19 protein-coding genes and 1 pseudogene are annotated in these 25,688 nt (G+C 42.7%); 1 reads left to right on the forward strand and 19 read right to left on the reverse strand.

Going from position 1 to position 25,688, the window contains the following annotated elements; all coding sequences use genetic code 11:
• Positions 1–13: 13 nt before the first annotated feature.
• From AAC852_RS04410 to AAC852_RS04425, 4 genes and pseudogenes are all read right to left on the reverse strand, one after another.
• Entirely contained in the window at positions 14–979 is a 966-nt protein-coding gene (locus AAC852_RS04410) for a PDR/VanB family oxidoreductase (RefSeq protein ID WP_340619980.1), read from the reverse strand.
• 52 nt (positions 980–1,031) lie between these two features.
• Positions 1,032–2,082: pseudogene (locus AAC852_RS04415) on the reverse strand (aromatic ring-hydroxylating oxygenase subunit alpha).
• A complete protein-coding gene (locus AAC852_RS04420) occupies positions 2,079–3,623 on the reverse strand; it encodes a BCCT family transporter (protein ID WP_340619981.1) in 1,545 nt (514 codons plus the stop codon). Before AAC852_RS04420 ends, AAC852_RS04415 begins: the two are co-directional and overlap by 4 nt.
• Positions 3,624–3,957: 334 nt before the next feature.
• Positions 3,958–5,043: a tartrate dehydrogenase gene (locus AAC852_RS04425; RefSeq protein ID WP_340619982.1), complete on the reverse strand. Its 1,086-nt coding sequence runs from the start codon at positions 5,041–5,043 to the stop codon at positions 3,958–3,960.
• Positions 5,044–5,147: 104 nt separating this feature from the next.
• Between AAC852_RS04425 and AAC852_RS04430 the strand changes: the two genes are divergently transcribed.
• On the forward strand, positions 5,148–6,083 hold the full coding sequence (locus AAC852_RS04430) for a LysR substrate-binding domain-containing protein (RefSeq protein ID WP_340619983.1): 936 nt from the start codon (positions 5,148–5,150) through the stop codon (positions 6,081–6,083).
• Between the two features lie 430 nt (positions 6,084–6,513).
• On the opposite strand, the gene AAC852_RS04435 is transcribed toward AAC852_RS04430, so the two are convergent.
• The 15 genes from AAC852_RS04435 to mnmG all read right to left on the reverse strand — a co-directional run bounded on the left by AAC852_RS04435 (position 6,514) and on the right by mnmG (position 25,516).
• Positions 6,514–9,693: a type III restriction-modification system endonuclease gene (locus AAC852_RS04435; protein ID WP_340619984.1), complete on the reverse strand. Its 3,180-nt coding sequence runs from the start codon at positions 9,691–9,693 to the stop codon at positions 6,514–6,516.
• Between the two features lie 10 nt (positions 9,694–9,703).
• Entirely contained in the window at positions 9,704–11,632 is a 1,929-nt protein-coding gene (locus AAC852_RS04440) for a site-specific DNA-methyltransferase (RefSeq protein ID WP_340619985.1), read from the reverse strand.
• Between the two features lie 234 nt (positions 11,633–11,866).
• Entirely contained in the window at positions 11,867–13,696 is a 1,830-nt protein-coding gene (gene glmS, locus AAC852_RS04445; protein ID WP_340619986.1) for a glutamine--fructose-6-phosphate transaminase (isomerizing), read from the reverse strand.
• Positions 13,697–13,831: 135 nt separating this feature from the next.
• Positions 13,832–15,211, reverse strand: a complete 1,380-nt coding sequence (gene glmU / locus AAC852_RS04450; protein WP_340620235.1) for a bifunctional UDP-N-acetylglucosamine diphosphorylase/glucosamine-1-phosphate N-acetyltransferase GlmU — start codon at positions 15,209–15,211, stop codon at positions 13,832–13,834.
• A 235-nt stretch (positions 15,212–15,446) separates the two neighbouring features.
• Positions 15,447–15,869, reverse strand: coding sequence for a F0F1 ATP synthase subunit epsilon (locus AAC852_RS04455; RefSeq protein ID WP_047679041.1), 423 nt, complete (start codon positions 15,867–15,869; stop codon positions 15,447–15,449).
• Between the two features lie 21 nt (positions 15,870–15,890).
• Complete coding sequence (gene atpD, locus AAC852_RS04460; RefSeq protein WP_047679042.1) at positions 15,891–17,273, reverse strand: F0F1 ATP synthase subunit beta; 1,383 nt, start codon at positions 17,271–17,273, stop codon at positions 15,891–15,893.
• 34 nt (positions 17,274–17,307) lie between these two features.
• The gene (gene atpG / locus AAC852_RS04465) at positions 17,308–18,171 is read right to left on the reverse strand and encodes a F0F1 ATP synthase subunit gamma (protein WP_038267015.1); all 864 of its coding nucleotides are present in this window, start codon (positions 18,169–18,171) and stop codon (positions 17,308–17,310) included.
• A 59-nt stretch (positions 18,172–18,230) separates the two neighbouring features.
• Positions 18,231–19,772 carry a F0F1 ATP synthase subunit alpha gene (gene atpA / locus AAC852_RS04470; protein WP_340619987.1) on the reverse strand — a complete coding sequence of 514 codons (1,542 nt, stop codon included), beginning with the start codon at positions 19,770–19,772 and terminating at the stop codon, positions 18,231–18,233.
• 14 nt (positions 19,773–19,786) lie between these two features.
• On the reverse strand, positions 19,787–20,320 hold the full coding sequence (gene atpH, locus AAC852_RS04475) for a F0F1 ATP synthase subunit delta (protein ID WP_340619988.1): 534 nt from the start codon (positions 20,318–20,320) through the stop codon (positions 19,787–19,789).
• A 12-nt stretch (positions 20,321–20,332) separates the two neighbouring features.
• Complete coding sequence (atpF, locus tag AAC852_RS04480) at positions 20,333–20,803, reverse strand: F0F1 ATP synthase subunit B (protein WP_340619989.1); 471 nt, start codon at positions 20,801–20,803, stop codon at positions 20,333–20,335.
• 54 nt (positions 20,804–20,857) lie between these two features.
• Positions 20,858–21,100 (reverse strand): F0F1 ATP synthase subunit C, encoded by a 243-nt coding sequence (atpE, locus tag AAC852_RS04485; RefSeq protein ID WP_038266976.1) that lies wholly within the window; start codon positions 21,098–21,100, stop codon positions 20,858–20,860.
• Positions 21,101–21,150: 50 nt separating this feature from the next.
• Positions 21,151–21,975, reverse strand: a complete 825-nt coding sequence (gene atpB / locus AAC852_RS04490; RefSeq protein WP_340619990.1) for a F0F1 ATP synthase subunit A — start codon at positions 21,973–21,975, stop codon at positions 21,151–21,153.
• 31 nt (positions 21,976–22,006) lie between these two features.
• Complete coding sequence (gene atpI, locus AAC852_RS04495; RefSeq protein ID WP_340619991.1) at positions 22,007–22,384, reverse strand: F0F1 ATP synthase subunit I; 378 nt, start codon at positions 22,382–22,384, stop codon at positions 22,007–22,009.
• 609 nt (positions 22,385–22,993) lie between these two features.
• Positions 22,994–23,614, reverse strand: a complete 621-nt coding sequence (gene rsmG, locus AAC852_RS04500) for a 16S rRNA (guanine(527)-N(7))-methyltransferase RsmG (protein WP_340619992.1) — start codon at positions 23,612–23,614, stop codon at positions 22,994–22,996.
• 12 nt (positions 23,615–23,626) lie between these two features.
• The gene (mnmG, locus tag AAC852_RS04505; RefSeq protein WP_340619993.1) at positions 23,627–25,516 is read right to left on the reverse strand and encodes a tRNA uridine-5-carboxymethylaminomethyl(34) synthesis enzyme MnmG; all 1,890 of its coding nucleotides are present in this window, start codon (positions 25,514–25,516) and stop codon (positions 23,627–23,629) included.
• Positions 25,517–25,688 lie beyond the last annotated feature (172 nt).

Below are 25,688 nucleotides of genomic sequence, written 5' to 3' on the forward strand. Positions count from 1 at the left end.
GCAGGCTTTTAATTTACAAATCAAGTACCAATCGTTTTCCTTTCGATCTGGAACAACAAATCAACATTGATGTTTGGCTCTCTTTTTCCTCATCAGTAAAATATTGGTCACGGTGGTCTGCTTCGCCTTCTAAAATTATGGTTTCACAAGTACCGCATACTCCTTCGCGACACAAACTTTCAACCGAAGCGACGTTATTTCTTTCGATAACTTGTAGTATTGTCGATTCACTATCAACCTCCAACTCAACGCCCGATCTGGCAAGCACAAGGGTAAATTCATCCCCGGTTTTATCTTCAACAGTAAACTGCTCAAAATGTAGCTGATGTTCAGGAAACCCGGCTTTTTGTGCAGCTTGCTTTACTCCTTCTTTCAGTGAATTTGAACCACATGTATAAACATGGCTTCCTTCTGGTAACTGAGCAATAAACGTATCGAGTTCAAGACGAAAACCTTCGGATGAAACATGGCAAACAACGTTATCCTTAAATACCGATGCCATTAATTCTTGCCGAAACACATTGTTATTCATATCTCGGCAGCAATAATGCAGTTCATATTGTGCATTTTGCTGTTCCAGTTCATGCAAATGGGACATAAATGGTGTGATCCCAATTTCACCCGCTATTAATATATGTTTTTTAGCTTCGGATACTAATGGGAATAAATTATTCGGTTCAGAAACAACAAGTTTATCGCCAATAACCACTTTTTCATGCATAAATGCCGATCCACCACGAGAATGTTCTTCTCGCCTAATGGCAATTTGATAGTGTTGTGAATTAAAAGGAGAATTTAATAAGGAATAAGCATTACTATAATGACTGTCACCCTCCTGCATCTGTACAAAGATATGACTGCCGCCAGTAAAAGAGGGTAAGTGTGTATTTTGTTCAGGTATTAATGTAAATCGTTTTATCGTAGGTGTGATAGTTTCAATGTCACTGACAATAACGCCGACCCTCTGATAAGCAGACATAAACGACTCCTGATTATTCATCATAACTTCACTGATTGTGTCCGATTTCAGCTTATTCATGATAAATTTGAGCAACAAGATGGTGGAAATAAGCAATACCATGTTCACTTATTCCACTTCCGGTACTATCTGCCATGATACGCCCCTGACCACGATAACCACGTGATTTCAAGCCTTTTTGTACACTTTCAACCAAGCGCAGATCTTCCGGGCGAAAAACATCGCGATACCATTCGATTAAATCTTTTTGCTCTTGTGTGAGGTCTTCATTAGTAAAGTAAATATCGTAATGTTGCAGCGTTGTTTCTGCATCAACCGGGAATTCATAGATAACCGTCATCATGCCTCTGATGGGCGTAACGTTATACATCGTACAAGGCCATAGCCAAAAACCGTGGAATGAAGATTCCCCTTCAAATTTGAAAGATTTATCAGAGGGAATGGCATAGCCAAATTGGCGCCGGGCCACAGTGATAACATTCCAGATAGTTATCAACAATACTTTTCCAGTTAGCTGGTGTTGCTGTCGTGAAACGTGCCGCCAGCTTTAAATCGTAAACTTCAGGGCAGGCTTCCAGTACTTTTGTACCTAGTCCAGGTAGCTGTTCTTCAACTGTACTGGCGTCCATATCCATATTAATAAAGACAAAACCTGCATATTCTTCCAGTTTTACAGGGGTTAGTGTCGCCAAATCTTTATCAAAATTAGCCACATTTTCACAGTTACGTGCATATGCTAAAGAGCCATCAAGTTTGAATGTCCATGCGTGATAAGGGCAGGTGATCACATTTTTTGCTTTACCAGCCCCCTGTAATAACTGATGCCCGCGATGAGGACAAACGTTAAAAAATGCACGTAATACTTTGTCGCGCCCACGCACGATGACAATGTTTTCGCCAATAATTTCACGTGTAACATAATCATTCGGATTAGCCAGCTCACTGACATGTGCAACACAAATCCAACTTTTGGCAAAAATCGCTTCTTTCTCATAATTAAATACAGCCTGAGAAGTATAGAAACGGGCAGGCATGGTGTAGGCATCTGTCGGGTTTGCACAGAAATTTTTGGGTAGTGTGAATTCGGGGTATTGGATGCTCATATTAATTCCTTTTTTATATCAATAAGATGAGTAGGAACATGTGCATAATCCTGTTTTATCCAGCGAATAAAACCGTAAACCTTAAACAATAGGATCACTAAAAATGGCAATGCAGTAAGTACCACTGTGGTTTTCATCGTTTCTAAAGAGGCCTGTGTAAATAGAATCGAAAGTGGAATTAGTGTGATTACTACGCACCAGAAAAGACGTAATTCCCGTCCAGGATCCTGACCTTCACTCAAATTGCGGGTGCTGGTTGCAGCCATCGTATAGGCCACAGCATCCATATGTGAGGCTAAGAAAATAATCATGATAAGGAGATAAGCAGCAAGGAAAAACTGGCCGAATGGTAGTGCGCTTAACAATTGATGAACGGCCGTTTCGCCACCTGACGTACTCAAGATTTCAGGTACATTAATAGACCCGGTAATAAATTGGTGCATCGCATAACTTTCCAAAACACCAAAGAAGAACCAGCAACCAAAAGTACTGCCTAATAACAATGCCCAAATCACCTCTTTAATTTTGCGGCCATGGGAAACACGGGTCACAAACATCGCAACACCGGGAGTATATGAGATCCACCATAACCAATAAAAGACCGTCCAACTGCGGGTAAATTGCCCATCCCCCATAGGATCGGTAAATAGGCTCATCTGCAAGAAATTTTGCGTCGTCAGACCAACTGCATGAATAATATTATTAATAGTAAATTCTGTAGGCCCTGCAATTAAAACAAGCAAGGCAAAACCTAATGCTCCCCAACCTACCATCTGGCTTAAACGCCGCATACCATTATCAATGCCAATATAAGAACTTAAGCTAAAAATTAATGCCGCTAATAATGTTATTCCAGCCTGAACCATAAAATTATTCGGTATGCCGGTTAATACAGAAATTCCACCACCTAATGTGGATGCAGTTACTACCAGAGAAATAGTTAATGCTCCCACAGTTGCAATTAAAAATGTCATATCAATAAGACGTCCAAAAACCCCCTGGGGATTAATTTTTATAATTGCAGAAATAATTCCTGAAAGACTCAAGCCTTTATTTTTTCTGACATGGAAATGATAAGCCATGACCAATGAAGCAAGCGCATAGGTTGCCCAGGCACTGATTCCCCAGTGGAAAAAAGAGTAACTGATACTATATTCCAATGCCTTAGGCGTTTGAGGAGCAATATTAAGGCCGGGAGTTTTATAATAATAAGCCCATTCCATCACACCCCAATATAAAGTCGAAGATCCAAGTCCCGCACATATAAACATACATAACCACGGAGCGGTGGCATATTTTGGTTTTCCTTCACCAAGCCGAATATTACCGTATTTACTCATCGCCAGATAAAGCACAAACATCAAAGCAGCAAGAACTAAAATTTGAATGGTTGAACCCAGTAAACGAGTCAGCCCATTAAATATTGCATTAGCAATAACACTGGTTTTTTCTGGAAATATACTGAGGGTTATTGCTACCACAACAATACAAGTCAGGCTTATTGCAATTAAGGGAATATCTTTCTTTGTGTTATTCAGCATGAAGCCTCCGTTTCGTCACTTTGTGTATATCCTGTTCGTCATTGGGTATACATAAAGTGCCTGTTATCGTTTTTATGATTACTTTTATATTGATATCGACACGACAAAAGGAAAACGAGCAATAAGTGGGAACGATACTTACCGCTTTTTATGGTTAACAATAAAAATATAATGTTGCTACAGAATTTAAACAATGGGTAAAACAGTAAATAGATAAAACACATATCGTAATTAATGTTTTGTGACATATGTTAAAAATCAGGAAGATAATGTTTATCGCTGACAGTAAAAAATCACACTCTAAAAAAGTGTGATTTTTATAAAATTAAAATTTTTAATTATTCAGTTGATAAATAACGGCTTCACCGACCTGTTGTGTCAATGCCTTACCTTTCATATCCGGTGTGACGATCCCTTGCGCTATTACCACCTCAATGGCGGCTAAAATATCATCATGGGCATCTTGATAGCACTTATCACTTTCACCTAAGAACTGTAACATCATGGCACCAGCCCAAATCATTGCGATTGGGTTAGCGATATTTTTGCCATAAATATCGGGGGCTGAGCCATGAACTGGTTCAAATAAAGAAGGAAAATGCCTTTCTGGATTCAAATTAGCAGAAGGAGAAAGCCCGATCGTTCCGGTACACGCAGGCCCAAGATCAGAAAGAATATCGCCAAATAAATTAGAAGCAACAACGACATCAAATCGCTCTGGATTTAACACAAATCGGGCACAAAGAATATCAATATGCTGTTTATCCCATTTAATATCGGGATACTGTTTTGCCATCTCTTCGACTCGCTCATCCCAATAAGGCATACTAATCGATAATCCATTTGATTTCGTGGCAGACGTTAATAACTTTCGGGGACGACTTTGCGCTAATTCAAACGCATATTTCAAAATGCGATCAACACCACGGCGGGTAAAAACTGACTCTTGGATCACTATTTCATGTTCTGTACCTTCATAAAGACGACCGCCGATAGTGGAATATTCCCCTTCGGTATTTTCCCTGACTACATAAAAATCGATATCTTCCGGTTTCTTTTTCGCTAACGGGCAAGGCACTCCCGGTAAGAGACGTACAGGCCGCAAATTGACATATTGCTGAAAATCGCGACGAAATTTAAGTAGTGAACCCCAAAGAGAAATATGATCAGGCACCTTTTCAGGACAGCCAACAGCGCCAAAATAAATGGCATCAAACTGCATTAATTGATTAAACCAATCATCAGGCATCATTTTGCTGTGTTTAAGATAATAATCGCAACTAGCCCATTCAAAATGTTCAAATGATAAACGAAGATCCCATTTTTCAGCTACAGCCTGCAATACCCGTATTCCTTCAGGAAGCACTTCATGACCAATTCCGTCTCCCGGAATCGCAGCAATTTTAAACGTTTTTTTCATCGAACATCTCTCATTTATCAGAATACAGAATTGACTTTTCAGATATCTTATAATTGACTAATTTGTATTCAATATAAAAAATGTAGAAACATAATTTACAATTTATGAATAATCTCCCTTTTTTACAGGATCTGCGCGTCTTTCTTTTAGTGGCTAAAAGAGCCAGTTTTGTCGCCGTTGCGCAAGAAATCGGAGCCTCTCCTGCTTTTATTAGCAAACGTATCGCCATATTAGAGAATGTATTGAATGTTAGCCTGTTACACAGAACAACACGCCGGGTATCAATTACAGAAGATGGTGAGCGGATATATGAATGGGCGCAACATATCCTGAATGATGTTAATCAGATGCTTGATGAACTTTCTGAACTCCGACAAGAACCTCAAGGAAAAATCAGAATTACCAGTAGCTTCGGTTTTGGCAGAAAATTTGTTGCCCCGGCTTTATCAGCATTGATCCAGACTTATCCACAGCTAGATCTTCGCTTTGATGTGGAAGATCGCCTTGTCGATCTAGCTACTGAGGGGATTGATCTGGATATTCGTATTGGCGACGATATTGATGATAATCTTATTGCCCGCAAACTGGCTTCTAATCGCCGGATCCTTTGTGCATCCCCGGCCTACCTCGCCCGCAATCCGATACCAAAATCAATTAATGAACTCCCTTCTCACGCTTGTCTGGTGATCAAAGAGCGGGATCACCCTTTCGGGATCTGGAAATTACAAAACAGTACAGGTATTCAATCGGTGAAAGTCACCGGGCCGATGTCATCCAATCATGGTGAAATTATCCACCAATGGTGTCTGGAGGGGCATGGTATTACTTTACGCTCATATTGGGATGTCAGAGAAAATATTAAATCAGGCGCTTTAGTTCATATTCTGCCTGAATATTACCAGTCAGCGAATATATGGGCAGTTTATGTTACACGTCTTGCTATGTCTGCCCGTATCAGAGTAACGGTTGAATTTTTAGAGCACTATTTTAAGCTGCATTATTTGGAGCAGAAAGACGATTTTCAAACCAAATGCTCATAGTTAAGTGCTCTCGCACTGAATTATCAACCAGGGATTTTGGTACAAAATTTCTTCGGAGGTATCGATCAGCCGCGTTTGAATATCCGTGGTTCAGGAGTCCAGAGTGCCCCGCTTGCCGTGGGGTTTTGCTAATGCAGAATGGTTTACCAATGACGGATGCTGACGGCAGTTTCCATATCAGAGTAGATCTGTCATATAAGTCTATGACCAATCTTATTTTTGCCTCTTGATTAATTATAGAAAGAAGAAGAACACTGGTACAACAATTGGAATCACTCAATCAGGAACTCACTAAATATCAAGGTAATATTTGATTTTATCGATAAAGGTACGGTACGCACCCTGCCTGGCACACTAAAGCAAAGCGCCGGATAAAAACCAGCGCTTTGTCAATAACCTGAAGGCACTATGAGCTACTATCTTGATGCTATTAAGATCCAAAATGGGCACTGAACGTATCAAAGTTATCGGCTTTAACAAACTTGGCAGCGTTGGGCACCTCTTTGCCATTTTTGTCTTTACTTAATGCATTGAAATGCTCAACACCACACTTGATCTTAGCTTTTTCAGCTTCACGCAGGTCATCTGAGAAGATGCTTGATTTCGTTTCAACCACAAAGTAAAGCTTCTCCCCCGCTCCATCACCTTTGTCAATGATTACCGCCCAATCAGGATTGTAACTGCCTAGCGGAGTATCAATATTGAACCAAGATGGCAGCTTGGAATACATCTTCACTTCCTCAGCACCTTCCAGCTTTTCAACGAAGTTAAGCTCGGTATCTGAATCGCAAATGATGTAGTCATATACCGACTTTTCAGCTTTCACCATATCTTTGAAGTATCCAGTCAGCTCTTCTTCCTGGAAAAGCTCTTGAGCATAGTATGCCTCGTCACCAATACGGTGATATTTAATACCATCTACAATGGCAATACGCATCTGTTTACGGATAACTTCACCCGCTAATTCGATAAAGCGCTGAGGATTGCTTTTGAAGGCTTCCAGCTTATCGTCTAATCCCAGCAGAATATCGATAATTGTCTGGCGGGTCAGATTGGTTTGATCGGTCAGATAAGTCACAATATCGGGCAGCCGGAAGTTGCGATTACGGCAATACTGAATCTTGGTTTTCTCATCGTAGATTTCCAACTCAGCTTCAGTGATAGCAACCTTAACTTTGGTGTACTGAAAGCTGGCACTGGCTACCACCACATTCGCTTTAATTTCCTTGATACAATTATCAACCAGCTCGTTGATATTAAAGTTAACACGATAAGTTGTTTTGTATTTAATACGTCCCCAAAGGGCCTTGAAGTCTTCACCAAGTACAACCTGCTTACCATTTGTATCTTCACACAAGGCTACAGAGCGTTTCTCTGCGTGTTTTTTCACGTTCAAGCCTTTTGCCAACTTATTCAACATAACAACGATGGCCTCAGTATACTCAGCGACACTGGAAGGCAAACTCACTTCATTGTTATTGATAGCAATTTTCAGCACACCCTGAATCTTGCCTTTGTCATCAATATAATCTTGAGACAGAAGATGCTGAAAGATCTCTTCTGACCTCTTTGCCCCCAAGAAGGCTTTCTGATCCAGCTCACCAGAAACAACGATGTTGGCAAATTGGTGAGACTCAATCACACCAAATTTAATACCTTCTTCTGCTTCAATCTCTTTTTGCAATTCAGAAACAAAGCTTTCATAAGATTCGTTTGCCATAACGGTCAGGGTATTTACCTCAAAACCGTAAGGCACGCGCTCACCAGATTGATCAACGGCTAAACGTAAGCCACGACCGATTTCCTGTCGTTTTTTAGTAATTGAGTGGGTTTCGTTCAATGTACAGATCTGGAAAATATTCGGGTTGTCCCAGCCTTCTTTTAGTGCTGAGTGTGAAAAAATAAAACGCAGCTTCTCGTCTATAGATAGAAGCTTTTCTTTATCTTTCATGATCAGATTATAGGCCGACTCATCCGCCGCGGTTTTACCCCCTTCCCCTTTAGCTGAAAACTTCGAGTCAGCGAACTGAGGATTACCAGAAGCATCTTTTTTCTTGTCCTGAGCAAAGTAGCCATCGTGCACTGTTTGGGTGAGTTCTTGCAGTGCTATTTCGTTAACAGTGTAATTATCGCCATCATTGTCCCAGATTATCGGGTACAACACGCGATATTTGGGCTTGCTAACCTGCCTGGCAAACTCTTCTTCAAACCACTTGGAAAATTTCCCCTGAACAGGCACGCCATCTTTAGAGTAGCCACGGTAGTTGGCAACCTTATCAATAAAAAACAGACTCAACACCTTAATACCTTTTTGGCTTAGGATTTTCGAGTGGTTGAACTCGTCATAACCCGCTGTTACCTTGCGGTAGAACTTCAGCTCTTTTTCCAGGTGTTCTTCGATAGTTTTGGCTATTTGAATGCGCTTAAAGGTCTCCGAATCCACTTCGCCAATGGCTTGCCCAAGGCGCACAATTTCATCGCGACTGGTAAAATCAATATATTCATTACCTTCTTCACAATAAATATCGTTAACGATATAGCCTTCGTAAACACTGCGCCCACCCGAAAGTTCAAATAAGTCATTGACCTGACCATCTTTGATAGTGATTACCTTACGTGGTTGCAACTTGCCTGTGCGCGTTTGAGCATCAATTTCAATCTTGGCAGAAATGGGGAACTTCTTATTATCAACACTCACTAGCTTGATATAGGCATGGTTATGCCCGTCTTTAACATCCAACGAAGCAACTTCAATTTGCTTAACCAATTTGCGCTCATAGGCATCAATAGCATCGAGCTTATACAGCAGGTGCGGTGCTTCCTCCAACGTGGCCGAATAACGGAATGTACACAGCGGCGCTAAGCTGCCAACCGCTTCTTTTCGGTTTGCCGTTGATACCACTGACTGTGGTTCATCAATAATAACAACAGGACGAGTCGCCTGAATAAATTCAATAGGCTTCATCCCATTCAATCTGTCATCTGTGCGGTGAATCAGATTCGCCGTAGTTTCTTTCGTAGGATCGGTGAATGACTTACTGAACGCATCAATATTGATCACCATGATTTGGATATAATCATTGGTAGCAAAGTTACGCACCTGTTCGCGCTTTGATGAGTCATAGACAAAATAGTCATACTGGACGTTTCTATACTGCTCACGGAAGTGCGGCTCTGTGATTTGTAGTGATTTATAGACGCCTTCTTTAATCGCAATAGACGGTACCACGATAATAAACTTTGTCAGTCCATGACGCTGATTTAGCTCAAAGATAGAACGCAGGTACACATAGGTTTTACCTGTACCCGTTTCCATCTCAACACTGAAATCCAGACTTGGCAGCTCTTGCTTTGTGTTTTCAACCTGTGGCAAGCCATTCTTTAACTGGACGTTACGCGTGTTGGCATAAATCTCATCAGGCAATAAAGTAAGAGCATTTCCGACACCGAGGTCATTGTTTTTAGCAAAGATATCCAGTTGCTGATTCGCCCACATCTTATCAGTGACAGTGAAATTAGATTGAAATGTTTCCTGCCCTGCAAACACACCTAAAACAGCTTCAACTGCATCGATTTGGTGTGACAAATCCGATCTAAATTGAATCTTCATTACCATCACCTTAAATGCTCTTTACATCGTTGATGCCATACTGCTTTAGGATCTGAATCGCATTGGTTTTGACGACACTGTCTGCAAAGCTCTGGTCTTTAAAAACGATTTGAGTACTTTCTGGATTGAGTTTTTCTTTCAGTTTGGCGATACCTTCAACCACCTGTTCGGTGATGTCATCGTCCAGGCATACTATTAAGGCACCTGTGCCAACAACAAAGATTTTCTTTCCCTCTACGGCTGTTTCTTCAACACGGGTGGTTAATTCAATACCGTATTTAAGTAGGATTTCATAAAAAATATCTTCTACCGAGCGATCATCTTTAATTGATTTTAATGCGAGTTTAAGTGCTGGCTCCAAATTATCGAAGTTAACATCCCAAGAACAGATATTAGTTTCGTCTAGCTTAAATACCTTAAATCCATATTTTTGGTTTGGTTCTGTTAGTTTCATCCGTGCCTTTGATACATCAGAAATCCTCTTGTAACCATTTTTCCTTGCAACGCTTTTCTCAGGTGTTATCTCAGGAAGTTGCACACCAATAAAGTGAATATTTGTTCCAAATTTTTCATTTAAATTATTAATTGCACAAAAAGCTGTAGCACTACCAGAGAAAACGTCTAGTACTATATCATTATCTTTAGTTCCAGAGGCCTTAATCAAATGCTCCATTAATGCCACAGGTTTCGTATAATCGAATACATTCGCACCAAAGACCTTTATAATATCTTGATTTCCCTGGGTAGTGTTACAAATTGAAGAAGTAATTACACTGCGGTATGGATAGTTTCTCTCAACCACATTGTTATTATGATCAACCTTTTCATATTGCTTTGAATAAACAGCCCATTCACCATTAGTGCCTTTTTTTATCTCAAGGAATTTACTTTCAATCCCCCAATGATATTTTTTTTTACTCCATCGCCAGTTCCAGTCTGGAGATTTTTTATTTTTCCCTCCTGGCCAAATTTGGCTCCCATCTGGGGCTACAATTGGATAATTAAGTGCTTCGCTGTAATGACTTGGTTTCATGCTCCTGTCTAGCTTGTTTAGTAGATATTTCCCACGTTCAGAAACAAATTCATCTTGCAGTTTATAATTTGAGTTTTTTATTTCATATCTACCGAAACGCACGCTATTTTTATTCTTTGCAAAAACAATAATATACTCATTCTCACGAACTATATTCCTTTCATCATGGCTACCACCACTTTTTGATTGCCACACCATCTCAGCTATAAAATTCTCTTCACCAAAAACTTCATTACATATTTGGCGCAAGTTATGGATCTCTGCATCATCAATAGAAATGAAAATATTCCCATCTTCTCGCAGTAGGTTTCTCGCTAATTTTAAGCGAGGATAAATCATATTTAGCCAATCAGAATGATATCTGCCCGATGTTTCAGAGTTGGTAGATAGTTTATGACCATCACTATCTACTTGTCCTGTTATCGAAAGATAATTTCTAATGTTATCCTGAAAATTATCTTTATAAACAAAATCCTTACCTGTGTTATAGGGCGGATCGATATAGATCATCTTTACCTTTTTATGGTAAGACTTTTGTAATATTTTAAGGACTTCAAGGTTATCACCTTCAATAAAAAGGTTCTCTGTGGTATCCCAATTCACACTTTCTTCTTTACAAGGACGTAGCGTACCTGTTGATGGTGTTTGAGTAATTTGGCGAGCACGAGTCTTACCCTTCCAAGTAAAGTTAAAGCGTTCGGCTGAATCATCAACAACTTCACCAAGTACAGTTTTTAAGGCATCAAAGTCAATTTTTCCTTCAGAAAATATCTCAGGGAAAAGTAGTTTAAGTTGATCGATATTTTTTTGAGTGATATCTGCACTTTTGGACTCAGGGTAGTTCAGGGTGATTTTTTCAATTGTCATCAGAGGAATTCCATTTATTGCCAACTGAGCAAAACTCATGCTCGTGGTTCATATTCTTCGTTAAACGGTTAAATCATTGCCTTAATCACAGCAATTTACTGTTTAAGTGTAGTAAAGAATTCCTAATACATTGAAAGTCTGAAAACCCTATTAATATAAAAACTATGGGCTATGCCCGGCGTATTAATAAATAAATCCGGTCAGCTTGCGCATGACCGGATTTAGAAAGTATTCAGTTTTACCATGTGCCCGTATTAGTGGCGTATGATACTGTTACTCCACTGTCACTGACTTGGCCAGATTACGTGGCTGATCCACATCTGTACCTTTGATCAATGCAACGTGGTAAGACAGCAATTGCAGTGGCACGGTGTAGAAGATCGGGGCGATCAACTCTTCTACGTGTGGCAGAGAGATGATCTTCATGTTTTCACTGTCGGTGAAACCCGCATCCTGATCAGCAAAGACATACAGTAACCCACCACGAGCACGGACTTCTTCGATATTAGATTTCAGTTTTTCCAGCAGTTCGTTGTTTGGTGCGACGATAATCACCGGCATATCCGCATCAATCAGTGCCAATGGCCCGTGTTTTAATTCACCCGCAGCGTAAGCTTCTGCGTGAATGTAGGAGATCTCTTTCAGTTTCAACGCACCTTCGACCGCGATCGGGTACTGATCGCCACGGCCTAAGAATAGTGCGTGATGTTTTTCTGAGAAATCTTCAGCCAGTGATTCGATAACCTTGTCCTTCGACAACATGCTTTCAATGCGGCTTGGCAGGGCATGCAGTGCATGAACAATATTTTGTTCAAGAGAAGCATCAGCGCCTTTCAGGCGTCCCATGTAAGCCACAAGCATCAGCAATACAGTTAACTGGGTAGTAAAGGCTTTGGTGGATGCAACTCCAATTTCTGCGCCCGCTTTGGTCATCAGGGCAAAGTCAGATTCACGTACCAGAGATGAACCCGCTACGTTACAGATAGTCAATGAAGTCAGATAACCCAACTCTTTGGATAATCGCAGTGCCGCTAAGGTATCCGCTGTTTCACCGGATTGGGACAGTGTGATCAGCAAACTTCCTTTACGGTATGCTGGCTTGCGGTAACGGAATTCAGAGGCAATTTCCACATCACACGGGATACCCGCCAGTGATTCAAACCAATAGCGTGAAACCATACCAGCATTGTAGGAAGTTCCACAGGCAACGATCTGAATATGTTCAACCTGAGACAGTAATCCTTCTGCGTTAGCACCCAACTCTGACAGATTTACTTCGCCATGGCTCAAACGGCCTTCCAGCGTGTTTTTAATTGCCATTGGCTGTTCGTAAATCTCTTTCTGCATGTAGTGACGGTAGATACCTTTATCACCAGCATCATACTGAACATTGGATTCAATCTGCTCACGTTTAACCGCTTCACCCTGCATATCAAAAATGCGAACGGTACGGCGAGTAACTTCTACGATGTCACCTTCTTCCAGATAGATAAAGCGGCGAGTCACAGGCAGTAATGCCAGTTGGTCAGATGCCAGGAAGTTTTCACCGACTCCCAAACCAACGACTAATGGGCTACCAGAGCGTGCCGCTACCAGCACGTCTGGTTGATGGCTATCCATAATGACGGTGCCATAAGCGCCACGCAACTGTGGGATAACACGCTGTACCACTTCCAGTAATGAACCACCTTGTTGCTGTTCCCAGTGAACAAGATGAGCAATGGTTTCAGTATCGGTATCAGAAGAGAAGCTGTAACCACGTGCTTTCAATTCTTCACGCAGTGCTTCATGGTTTTCAATAATGCCGTTATGCACAACCGCAATATGTTCAGAAACATGAGGATGCGCATTGCGCTCGCTTGGTTCTCCGTGTGTCGCCCAACGAGTATGAGCAATACCTGTACCACCGATAACAGGCTGTTTATCCGCTTCATCAGCCAGCATTTGTACTTTGCCCACTTCACGCAGACGAGTTAGCTGATTTTCGCTATCGACAATGGCCATACCCGCAGAATCATAGCCACGGTACTCCAGACGACGAAGACCTTCGATCAATATTTCTGCTATATCACGCTGTGCTACTGCACCAACGATTCCACACATGTGTTTTATTCCTAAAAACAGGGCTAATCAGTGCCCTTTTTATGTCGTACAACCTGATTGTCTTACGGCAAATCACGTTATGGCTTTGCCGGCCCCGAGCTTGGTAGAGATGGGGATTTTTATTATGTATATATTTTATTTTTTCTTAACGGGACGTTTCCAGCCCTGAATATGAGTTTGCCTGACACGGCTGATGACTAGCTCATTCTCAGCAACATCTTTTGTTACAGTGGTTCCTGCTCCGATAGTCGCACCGTTAGCAACGTTTACAGGCGCAACAAGCTGGGTATCAGAACCCACGAATACGTCATCGCCAATAATGGTCTTAAATTTATTAGCACCATCATAGTTACAGGTAATGGTTCCTGCACCGATATTTACATTATTGCCAATTTCAGAATCACCAAGATAAGTCAGGTGCCCCGCCTTAGAACCTAATCCGAGGGAGGATTTTTTTATTTCCACGAAATTGCCAACATGTGCTTTTTCCGCCAGTTTAGAACCTGGACGTAAACGAGCAAAAGGCCCTACAGTACATTCAGAGCCGATTTCAGAATCTTCAATTACAGTATAAGGGCTAACGACTGCACCATCACTAATAACGCAATTTTTCAGAATACAGCCAGAGCCTATCTGAACGTTATTCCCCAATACAACATGACCTTCAATAATCACATTGGTATCAATGATGATATCGCGACCATGCTCTAGTGTTCCGCGCAAATCAAAACGAGCCGGATCCAGTAACATTACGCCTGCCAACAACAATTTTTCAGCCTGCTCAGACTGGTAAATACGTTCCAATGCAGAAAGTTGAAGGCGATTATTAACCCCTTCCATTTCACTTAAACGGCTTGGATGGACTGCTTTTATCTGACGACCTTCTTTGTGTGCGAGTGCAATAACATCAGTGAGGTAATATTCACCCTGCGCATTATTGTTTTCCAATTTGGATAACCAGCGTTTCAAATCACCACCATTTGCCACCAAAATACCGGTGTTGATTTCGTTAATTTTACGCTGTTCGTCAGTTGCATCTTTTTGTTCGATAATGCCTGTCACTTCGCCATTTTCACGAATAATACGGCCATATCCGGTTGGATTATCCAAAATAGCAGTCAGTAAACCAATACCCCCTTTTGGCTTAGCCTCGATAAGACGCTCTAACGTATCTTTAGCAATCAGAGGCACATCACCATAGAGGATCAGAATATCTTCATCATCCGCAAAGTGTGGTGCTGCCTGCTGCATAGCATGACCAGTACCTAACTGTTCTGCTTGCAGTACCCAATTTAGTTTTTGATTAGCAATTTTGGGGTTTGAAAGTGTTCGTTTCATCAAATCACCACCATGCCCATACACCAGGTGAACTTGCTGGGAACCCAATGCCATTGCTGTATCAATAACATGCTGAACCATCGGCTTACCTGCCAATAAGTGCAAAACTTTAGGGAGGTCAGAATACATCCGAGTTCCCTTTCCCGCGGCCAGAATAACAACACTTTTTGCACTCATCGGCTGAGGAGTAACTGGATTAGGAACAATTGCTTGGGGTGTAATAGACATAAGAAACCTGACAATTCTAATCTTAAGTATGAAAGTAAACCTGTTTACGAAATAAATTGCTACATATTTCGCAATGCAAAAAAGCCAGTTAGCTTTACTAACTGGCTTTTTATCTACTGCCTGTTCCCTTTATTTTTCAAGCCATAGCTTGTGCGGCTAAAACCTAAAATTTATCGGGTCAATCCTACATCAGCTTTTTCGTCAGTTCGATTACACGAAGTTTTGCAATCGCTTTCGACAATTCAGCAGATGCCTGAGCATAATCAACATCGCCGTGGGAGTTACGGATATGTTCTTCCGCCTTGCGCTTGGCTTCAAGCACTTTGGCTTCATCCAAATCCTTACCACGGATCGCTGTATCGGCCAGTACGATCACGCCGTTTGGCTGAACTTCCAGAATACCACCTGACAGGTAGATAAACTCTTCTTCACCAAACTGCTTAACAATACGTATCATGCCCGGTTTTATGGCAGTAAGCAGTGGAGTGTGTTGAGGATAAATACCCAACTCACCTTCACTGCCAGTCACCTGAATTTTCTGTACCAGCCCTTCAAACATTAGTTTTTCAGCGCTGACTACGTTCAGGGAGAACGTCATTGCAGCCATATCAACCTCCCGTCAGCCGTATTAAAGCTTTTTCGCTTTTTCCACAGCTTCTTCGATGGTACCAACCATGTAGAACGCCTGCTCTGGCAGGTGGTCATAATCACCGTTCAGGATGCCTTTGAAGCCACGGATAGTGTCTTTCAGAGGAACGAACTTACCTGGTGAACCGGTAAATACTTCTGCAACGAAGAATGGCTGAGACAGGAAGCGCTGGATCTTACGAGCACGAGCAACAACCAGTTTGTCATCTTCTGACAGTTCATCCATACCCAGAATGGCGATAATATCTTTCAGTTCCTGATAACGTTGCAGGATTGACTGAACACCACGAGCAACATCATAGTGCTCTTGACCAACAACCAGTGGGTCAAGCTGACGGCTGGTTGAATCCAGTGGATCAACCGCTGGGTAAATACCCAGAGAGGCGATCTGACGGCTCAATACAACAGTTGCGTCCAAATGAGCAAAGGTTGTCGCTGGTGATGGGTCAGTCAAGTCATCCGCAGGAACGTAAACGGCCTGTACAGAAGTGATTGAGCCAGTTTTGGTTGAGGTGATTCGTTCTTGCAGAACACCCATCTCTTCCGCCAATGTTGGCTGATAACCCACCGCAGATGGCATACGACCCAACAGTGCTGATACTTCTGTACCTGCCAGGGTATAACGATAAATGTTATCGACGAACAACAGAACATCACGGCCTTCATCACGGAATTTTTCCGCCATAGTCAGACCAGTCAGAGCAACACGCAGACGGTTTCCTGGTGGCTCATTCATCTGGCCGTATACCAGAGATACTTTGTCCAGTACGTTTGAATCCGTCATTTCATGATAGAAATCGTTACCTTCACGGGTACGTTCACCAACACCGGCAAATACAGAGTAACCAGAGTGTTCAACCGCGATGTTACGGATCAATTCCATCATGTTAACGGTTTTACCTACACCCGCACCACCGAACAGACCAACCTTACCCCCTTTTGCGAATGGGCAGATCAAGTCCATAACCTTAATACCAGTTTCCAGCAGTTCCTGAGAGTTAGACAACTCTTCATAGGTTGGTGCAGTACGGTGAATTGACCAGCGCTCTTTTTCGCCAATCTCACCTTTCATATCAATTGGATCACCCAGTACGTTCATGATGCGACCCAGGGTCGCTTCACCTACTGGTACTTCAATTGGATGCCCCAAATCAACTACGTCTAAATTACGGCGCAGACCATCAGAGGTGCCCATTGCAATACAGCGAACGATACCGCCGCCTAACTGCTGCTGAACTTCCAGCACCAGTTTTTCTTCACCGTTTTTAACCTCAAGAGCATCGTACACTTTTGGTACGTTGTCCTGAGGAAATTCGACGTCCACCACGGCGCCGATTACCTGGATAATCTTTCCAGTAGCCATCTTGAATCCTCTACGTAATTCGTAAACCTAGCTATTAAACCGCAGAAGCACCCGAAACGATTTCGGTGAGTTCCTGAGTGATGCTGGCCTGACGAGCCTTGTTGTAAACCAACTGCAACTCTTTGATCAGGTTACCGCCATTATCAGTTGCGGCTTTCATCGCTACCATTCGTGCGGCCTGTTCACTAGCCAGGTTTTCAACGACGCCCTGATAAACTTGCGATTCTATATAGCGGCGCAGCAGGGTATCCAACAGCGCCTTAGGATCAGGTTCATACAGATAATCCCAAGACTTTTTCTTCAGTGTTTCATCGTCTCCGGCTGGCAGAGGCAATAACTGAGTGATTGTCGGAACCTGAGACATTGTATTGTTGAACTTGTTTGTCACTATATACAATTTATCCAGACGCCCTTCGTCATATGCTTGCATCATGACGCTGACTGGCCCGATCAACTCGGACAATGATGGGTTATCTCCCATCCCTGTTACCTGGGCAACAATGTTGCCACCAACAGAAGAAAAGAAAGAAACCGCTTTTGATCCAATAAGTGCCAAATCAACCTGGACTTTTTTATCAGACCAGTCTTTCATTTCTATCAGCAATTTTTTGAACAAGTTAATGTTCAAACCGCCACATAAACCACGGTCAGTCGAAACAACCACATACCCAACGCGTTTCACTTCACGCTCTTCAAGGTATGGGTGTTTGTATTCCAGATTCCCTAACGCAAGGTGTCCAATCACGCTGCGAATGGTCTCTGCATAAGGACGGCTGGCTGCCATGCGATCCTGCGTTTTACGCATTTTGGACGCGGCGACCATTTCCATCGCTTTAGTGATTTTCTGCGTGTTTTGCACACTGGCGATTTTGGTACGTATCTCTTTTGCGCCGGCCATTTCTGCTTCTCCGAATTCAACCAGACGGCCCGTGTTCAATTAAACAGGGCCGAATAGTGTTACCAGGACTGAGTCGCCTTGAAGGAATCCAACAGAGCTTTCAGCTTCGCTTCAATCTCTCCATTGTAATCGCCAGACTGGTCAATCTCTTTCAGAAGATCAGCATGTTCATGGCTGGCATATGCCAACAGCGCAGATTCGAAACTGACCACTTTCGCGATTTCGACATCTTCCAGATAGCCACGCTCAGCGGCAAACAGAGACAGAGCCTGTTGCGCAATTGACATTGGCTGATACTGTTTCTGTTTCAGCAGTTCAGTCACTTTCTGACCGTGATCCAACTGCTTACGAGTCGCATCATCCAAATCAGATGCAAACTGGGAGAATGCTGCCAGTTCACGATACTGAGCCAGAGCTGTACGGATACCACCAGACAGTTTCTTGATAATCTTGGTCTGAGCAGCACCACCGACACGGGATACAGAAATCCCTGGGTTAACTGCCGGACGAATACCTGCGTTGAACAGGGCAGATTCAAGGAAGATCTGACCATCAGTGATTGAGATAACGTTTGTTGGTACGAATGCAGAAACGTCACCAGCCTGGGTTTCGATGATTGGCAGCGCAGTCAGAGAACCTGTTTGGCCTTTCACTTCACCATTAGTGAATTTTTCTACATAGTCAGCGCTAACACGCGCTGCACGCTCCAGCAGACGGGAGTGCAGGTAGAAAACATCACCTGGGAATGCTTCACGTCCAGGTGGGCGACGCAACAACAGAGAAATCTGACGGTAAGCAACAGCCTGTTTAGACAGGTCATCATAAACAATCAGGGCATCTTCCCCACGATCGCGGAAATATTCACCCATCGCACAGCCGGAGTATGGTGCCAGATATTGCAATGCCGCAGACTCTGAAGCAGATGCAACAACGACAATTGTGTTTTCCAGTGCGCCGTGCTCTTCCAGTTTACGAACTACGTTAGCAATGGTTGATGCTTTCTGACCAATCGCAACATAGATACATTTGATACCAGAATTACGTTGGTTGATGATCGCATCAATAGCCAGAGCAGTTTTACCGGTCTGACGGTCACCGATAACCAGCTCACGCTGACCACGGCCGATTGGGATCATAGCATCAACAGATTTGTAACCTGTCTGGACAGGCTGGTCAACGGATTGACGATCGATAACGCCCGGTGCAATGACTTCAACAGGTGAGAAACCATCATGCTCAACAGCACCTTTACCATCAATTGGCTCACCCAGTGTATTAACAACACGACCAAGCAGACCACGACCAACAGGTACTTCCAAAATACGACCAGTACATTTGACTTTCATGCCTTCGGCCAAGTCAGCATACGGGCCCATAACAACAGCACCAACGGAGTCACGCTCCAGGTTCAGTGCAATTGCATAACGATTGCCAGGCAGAGAGATCATTTCACCCTGCATGACATCGGCTAAACCGTGGATACGAATGATACCGTCGTTAACGGAAACAATCGTACCTTCATTGTGAGCTTCGCTCACGACATTGAACTGAGCAATACGCTGTTTGATCAGTTCGCTGATTTCGGTGGAATTCAGTTGCATATGCTCCAGTCCCCTTAAGACTGCAAGACGTCTGTTAAACGATCCAGACGGCCACGAATACTGCCATCGATCACCATGTCACCCGCACGGATAATCACGCCGGCAATAACAGACTTGTCAATTTTGCAATTCAGCTTCACTTTGCGTGACAGACGTTTTTCCATCGCCGCAGAAATTTTAGCCTGCTGCTGCTCATTCAGTTCGGATGCAGATATCACTTCAACATCGATAGTTGATTCCAGTGATGCACGCAATTGGATAAATTGCAGGAAGACTTCTGGCAATACCAGCAAGCGACCATTTTCTGTCATTACACGAATAAAGTTACGAGCATGCTCATCTACCTGCTCACCACAAAGGGTGATAAAGGTATTGGCTAACGTTTCCGGTGCCAATGAACCGGAAAGCAGCTCACCAACCTGCTCATTGCGAGTTACCTCAGCAACGAACGCCAGCATGTTCTGCCAATGTTCGAGAGATTGGTGTTCCACAGCAAAGTCAAAAGCTGCTTTGGCGTAGGGGCGAGCTACAGTAGCGAATTCAGACATGCCCCTCCCTCCTTACAGTTCAGCGACCAGTTTATCAACGATGTCGCTGTTAGCAGCTTCATCCACGGAACGTTCGATGATTTTCTCGGCACCTGCGATAGCCAACATCGCAACCTGTTTACGTAGCTCTTCACGAGCGCGCTTGCGTTCAGCTTCAACTTCAACATAAGCCTGCGCTACAATTTTGCTACGTTCCAGCTCAGCTTCGGCTCTGGCATCATCAATAATCTGGGCTTTTTGTTTGTTAGCCTGCTCGATGATAGCTTGCGCATCCGCTTTCGCTTTTTTCAGTTGGTCGGTCGCATTGGCTTGCGCTAAGTCCAGGTTCTTTTTAGCACGCTCTGCTGAAGCCAAACCGTCAGCAATCTCTTTCTGACGCTTTTCAATGGCCGCCATGATTGGTGGCCATACATACTTCATACAGAACAAAACAAACAGGACAAACGCGATGGCCTGGCCGAGGATTGTTGCGTTAATATTCACGGCACAATACCTCTATTTCAATTAATGAATCGGCGTAATTTTCAGTTCTGTTAGTTACTTGGTACCGACAGCGAACATCATATACAAGCCCAGACCCACAGCGATCATCGGGATGGCGTCAACCAGACCCATAACGATAAAGAACTGAGTACGCAGCAGAGGGATCAGATCAGGCTGACGAGCAGCACCTTCCAAGAATTTGCCCCCAAGGATGCCGATACCGATCGCAGCACCGATAGCAGCCAAACCCATTAGAATAGCGGCAGCTATGTACAGCAGATCCATGTTTATATCCATGACAGTCTCCAGTTTGTTTCAGTTAAAACATTATTAATGATTGATAGAAATTAATGCTCTTCAGATGCCATCGACAGATAAACGATCGTCAGAACCATGAAAATAAAGGCTTGTAGCGTAATAATCAGTATGTGGAAAATCGCCCACGGCAGGCTGAGTATCCACTGTGACCAAAACGGTAAGAGAGCCGCAATAAGAATAAAGATCAGTTCGCCAGCATACATATTACCAAACAGTCGCAGACCGAGTGATATAGGTTTAGACAGCAAGCTGACCCCTTCCAGAATCAAGTTAATCGGAATAAACAGTGGATGATTGAAAGGCTGCAATGTCAGCTCCTTCGCAAAACCACCGATTCCTTTCATCTTAATGCTATAGAACAGGATGAGGACAAAGACGCCAAGCGCCATCGACAAGGTGACACTAACATCTGCTGTTGGAACAATACGCAGAGCAGGTAAGCCGAAGACACGTTCACCGATCAAAGGAATGAAATCGATTGGCAGCAAGTCCAACGCGTTCATCAACAACACCCAGACGAACACAGTCAAAGCCAAAGGGGCGATCACTTTGCTCTTCCCGTGATACATATCACGTACAGTGTTATCAACGAAACCGATAATCATTTCTATTGCAGTCTGGAATTTACCCGGTACGCCATCAGTAGCACGAACCGCGACTCTTCTGAATACAAACAGAAACAACATCCCTAATACGACGGAGAAAAAAAGCGAGTCAATGTTCAACGTCCAGAACGTCGCTTCATAGCCACTAGCGTGGGGATTGACCAACTCAAAAGTACGTAAGTCTAACTGAAGGTGTCTCAGATGGTGACTTATGTACTCTGCAGTTGAAACTTCTCCTGATGCAGACATGATGCTTTTTACCCTTTTATTGTTAAAAACACTAACCGTTCATTACGGCAGGTGCGATGATCTGCACAATCAGCACCGCTAAATAGGCCACACCAAGTGGTGCAAATGCCGCCTTGAACACCCCTAAGGCAACTATCAGCATAGCTATCGAAATGATAACTTTAACCCCTTCCCCAATAGCGAAGAACCATGCAATACGTACAGGAACATCCTGCTCTTTTGCCTTTTGAAAGTGGGTAAGCAGCATAAAAATGACGTTTGGTAGCCAATATGCCAACCCACCAGCAAAAGCAGAAACACCCCATTCGATACTTCTGGTATAAAAAGCCGCACTGAGAATAACAAAAGTCATTAACTGCAAAAGTAACAGTTTCAGTGCAATTCTACCGCTATAAAGGGATACAGACATGACTTTTGTTTTCTCCCTGAAGTACACCATTGCATATCAGGCTTTGCTGAATGTTGTATAAAACTGTCTTTGTTTAAGAGTGTCAAGTGACAAAAACGTGCAAATTATACGGGCAGCCAAAATGAATTCAATCCATAAGTAGCGAAAAAGTGAATAATTATTTAAATTTCTAACTTTGATGGTAGATTGCTCACAAATACCATTTAATATTTTGTAACGATTAATCTATCGCCTCAAAAATTAAACGTGATACATATCACACTAAATTAAAACATTAATATCACTAACCATTAAATATGTGATGATAATCATTTATTTTTTCATAAAAAATCAAATAATTAATATTATAGCTATCAATTTTTATCTGATATATCACTAAGAAATCTTAAAGGTTTATTTTTCACACTTTCTCTAAAATTTATTTATAAAGAAAATGGATACCCCTTCTTAGAAAGAACAATTTGCTCAATATAAAATTAAGGTTATTTTTCTGTGATCTATCCGTAAATAAAAATGAAACGATAGAGGTATATAATTAGTAACACCCGTAACAATATAACAATGGTCAGCGTTACTAATTATTTAATCTTTTATTGATAAACAGCAAAGTCAGTTTTGTTTAAGTACAACCAAATGACGCTGACCTTCTAGTTCTGGTATTTGCAGAGGGACCACGGTATCAAGACTGACACCTAAAGGTAACTGAGCCAGTTCATCTTCCGGCAACACACCTTTCAGAGCATAAAAACGTCCATCATTGGTTTCAGGGAGATGATGACAACATGACAACATATCTTGTAAGGATGCAAAAGCTCTGCTGATCACGCCGTTGAAAAGCACTTCAGGGATAAACTTTTCTACCCTGCTCTGTATTGGTTCAATGTTATTAAGTCCCAATTCATGTTGAACCTGACGCAGAAAACGAACTCGTTTTCCCAAACTATCCAATAAGGTGAAATGAGAATCAGGTCGCACAATCGCCAAAGGAATGCCTGGCAAACCAGGCCCCGTACCGACATCAATAAATTGTGTTCCCTGCAAGAATGGATTGACGATAATGCTATCCATGATATGCCGGACTAACATCTGCTCAGTATCCCGGACAGATGTCAGATTGTAAGCCTTATTCCATTTGTTGAGCATATCTACATAAGCAATAAGCTGTTGTTTCTGCTCCAACGATAAGACAATGTCGGTCTTCGCCAACAGAGATTCCAATTTGTTAAGCAAAACTTTGTCCTCTTAGGCGCTACGGCGCAATAAACCCTGTTTTTTCAGCCATACCAGTAAGATGGAGATCGCTGCTGGTGTGATACCAGAAATACGTGAAGCTTGACCAATTGAACTTGGTTTATGGTCATTTAGTTTTGCAACAACTTCATTGGAAAGCCCACTAACTTGTTTATAATCCAGATCGACGGGTAATGCCGTGTTTTCATTGCGCAGTTGTTTTTCGATCTCTTCTTGCTGACGGGCAATATAGCCTTCGTATTTTACTTGGATCTCAACCTGATCTGCCGCCTGAGGTTCTGTCAGCCTTGGTGCAAAACGTGGCATTGATGTCAGCAATTCGTAGTTCATTTCCGGGCGACGCAGTAAATCTTCACCATTAGCTTCTTTCGATAATGGTGTTTTCAGCACTTGGTTGATTTCACCCAAATTGTCAGATTTTGGATGAACCCAGATATCGCGTAAACGTTGGCGCTCTTGTTCAATCATTTCAACTTTGCGGGAATAATGTCCCCAACGCAGATCATCAACTAACCCCAGTTCACGACCTTTTTCAGTCAAACGAAGATCTGCATTGTCTTCACGTAACATCAAACGATATTCTGCACGTGATGTGAACATCCGGTAGGGTTCTTTTGTTCCCAATGTGCATAGATCATCAACCAGAACACCAACATAGGCTTGATCACGACGTGGGAACCATCCTTCTTCATCTGTGGCATAACGGGCAGCGTTTAGGCCTGCTAACAATCCTTGCGCTGCTGCTTCTTCATAACCTGTCGTTCCATTGATCTGCCCGGCAAAGAAAAGACCGTTAATAAATTTACTTTCCAGTGTTTGTTTTAAATCACGTGGATCAAAGAAATCGTATTCGATCGCATAACCCGGACGAACAATACGTGCATTTTCCATTCCTTTCATGGAGTGAACGATCTGCATTTGTACGTCAAACGGCAGACTGGTTGAAATCCCATTCGGATAGATTTCGTTACTGGTGAGTCCTTCTGGTTCAAGGAAGATCTGATGCGCGTTACGATCTGCGAAACGCATGACTTTATCTTCGATAGAAGGACAATAGCGAGGGCCGATCCCTTCGATGATCCCCGCGTACATTGGGCTGCGATCCAAGTTATTCCGGATCACTGCATGGGTTTTTTCATTGGTATGGGTGATATAACACGGGATCTGTTGTGGATGCTGATCCATGTTGCCCATGAATGAGAATACAGGTGTTGGGTTATCACCGAACTGTTGTTCAAGCTGGCTAAAATCAATGGTTCGAGCGTCAATACGAGGTGGCGTGCCCGTTTTCAGGCGAGAAACACGCAGAGGCAATTCACGTAAACGATATGATAAAGCGATTGCAGGAGGATCACCAGCACGTCCGCCACTGTAATTTTCTAAACCAATATGAATTTTTCCGTCAAGGAAAGTACCTACTGTCAAAACAACAGATTTTGACTTAAATTTCAAACCCATACGTGTAACAACACCAGTAACGGCGTCATTTTCAACGATAAGATCCTCAACGGATTGCTGGAAGATCATTAAGTTAGATTGGTTTTCCAATGCAGTTCTTACAGCTTGTCGATACAGTACACGATCTGCTTGTGCACGTGTAGCTCGAACGGCTGGGCCTTTGCTGGCATTGAGTGTTCTGAACTGAATACCAGCCAGATCGGTTGCTTTTGCCATTAGACCGCCAAGTGCATCGATCTCTTTTACCAGATGCCCTTTACCGATCCCACCAATGGCTGGATTACATGACATCTGGCCCAAAGTATCAATATTGTGAGTCAGTAATAAGGTTTGACGCCCCATACGTGCGGCTGCCATTGCTGCTTCAGTACCAGCGTGACCACCGCCGATAATGATGACGTCAAAATGCTCTGGATAAAACATGTGCGAACCTTTAATTGTAAGAATGCTTCGTATGAATTTGCATTGGGGAAGAGAATTCTACTCAAGTTTGGACGTTAGACCAAGCAGGAGTTGATCACCATTACTTAAAATAAGATCTTTTTATTTAAAGATCTCTTTATTGGATCTTTTATTAGGATCACGATCATCTGTG

This window comes from Xenorhabdus siamensis (assembly GCF_037996745.1).
Lineage (GTDB): Bacteria > Pseudomonadota > Gammaproteobacteria > Enterobacterales > Enterobacteriaceae > Xenorhabdus > Xenorhabdus indica.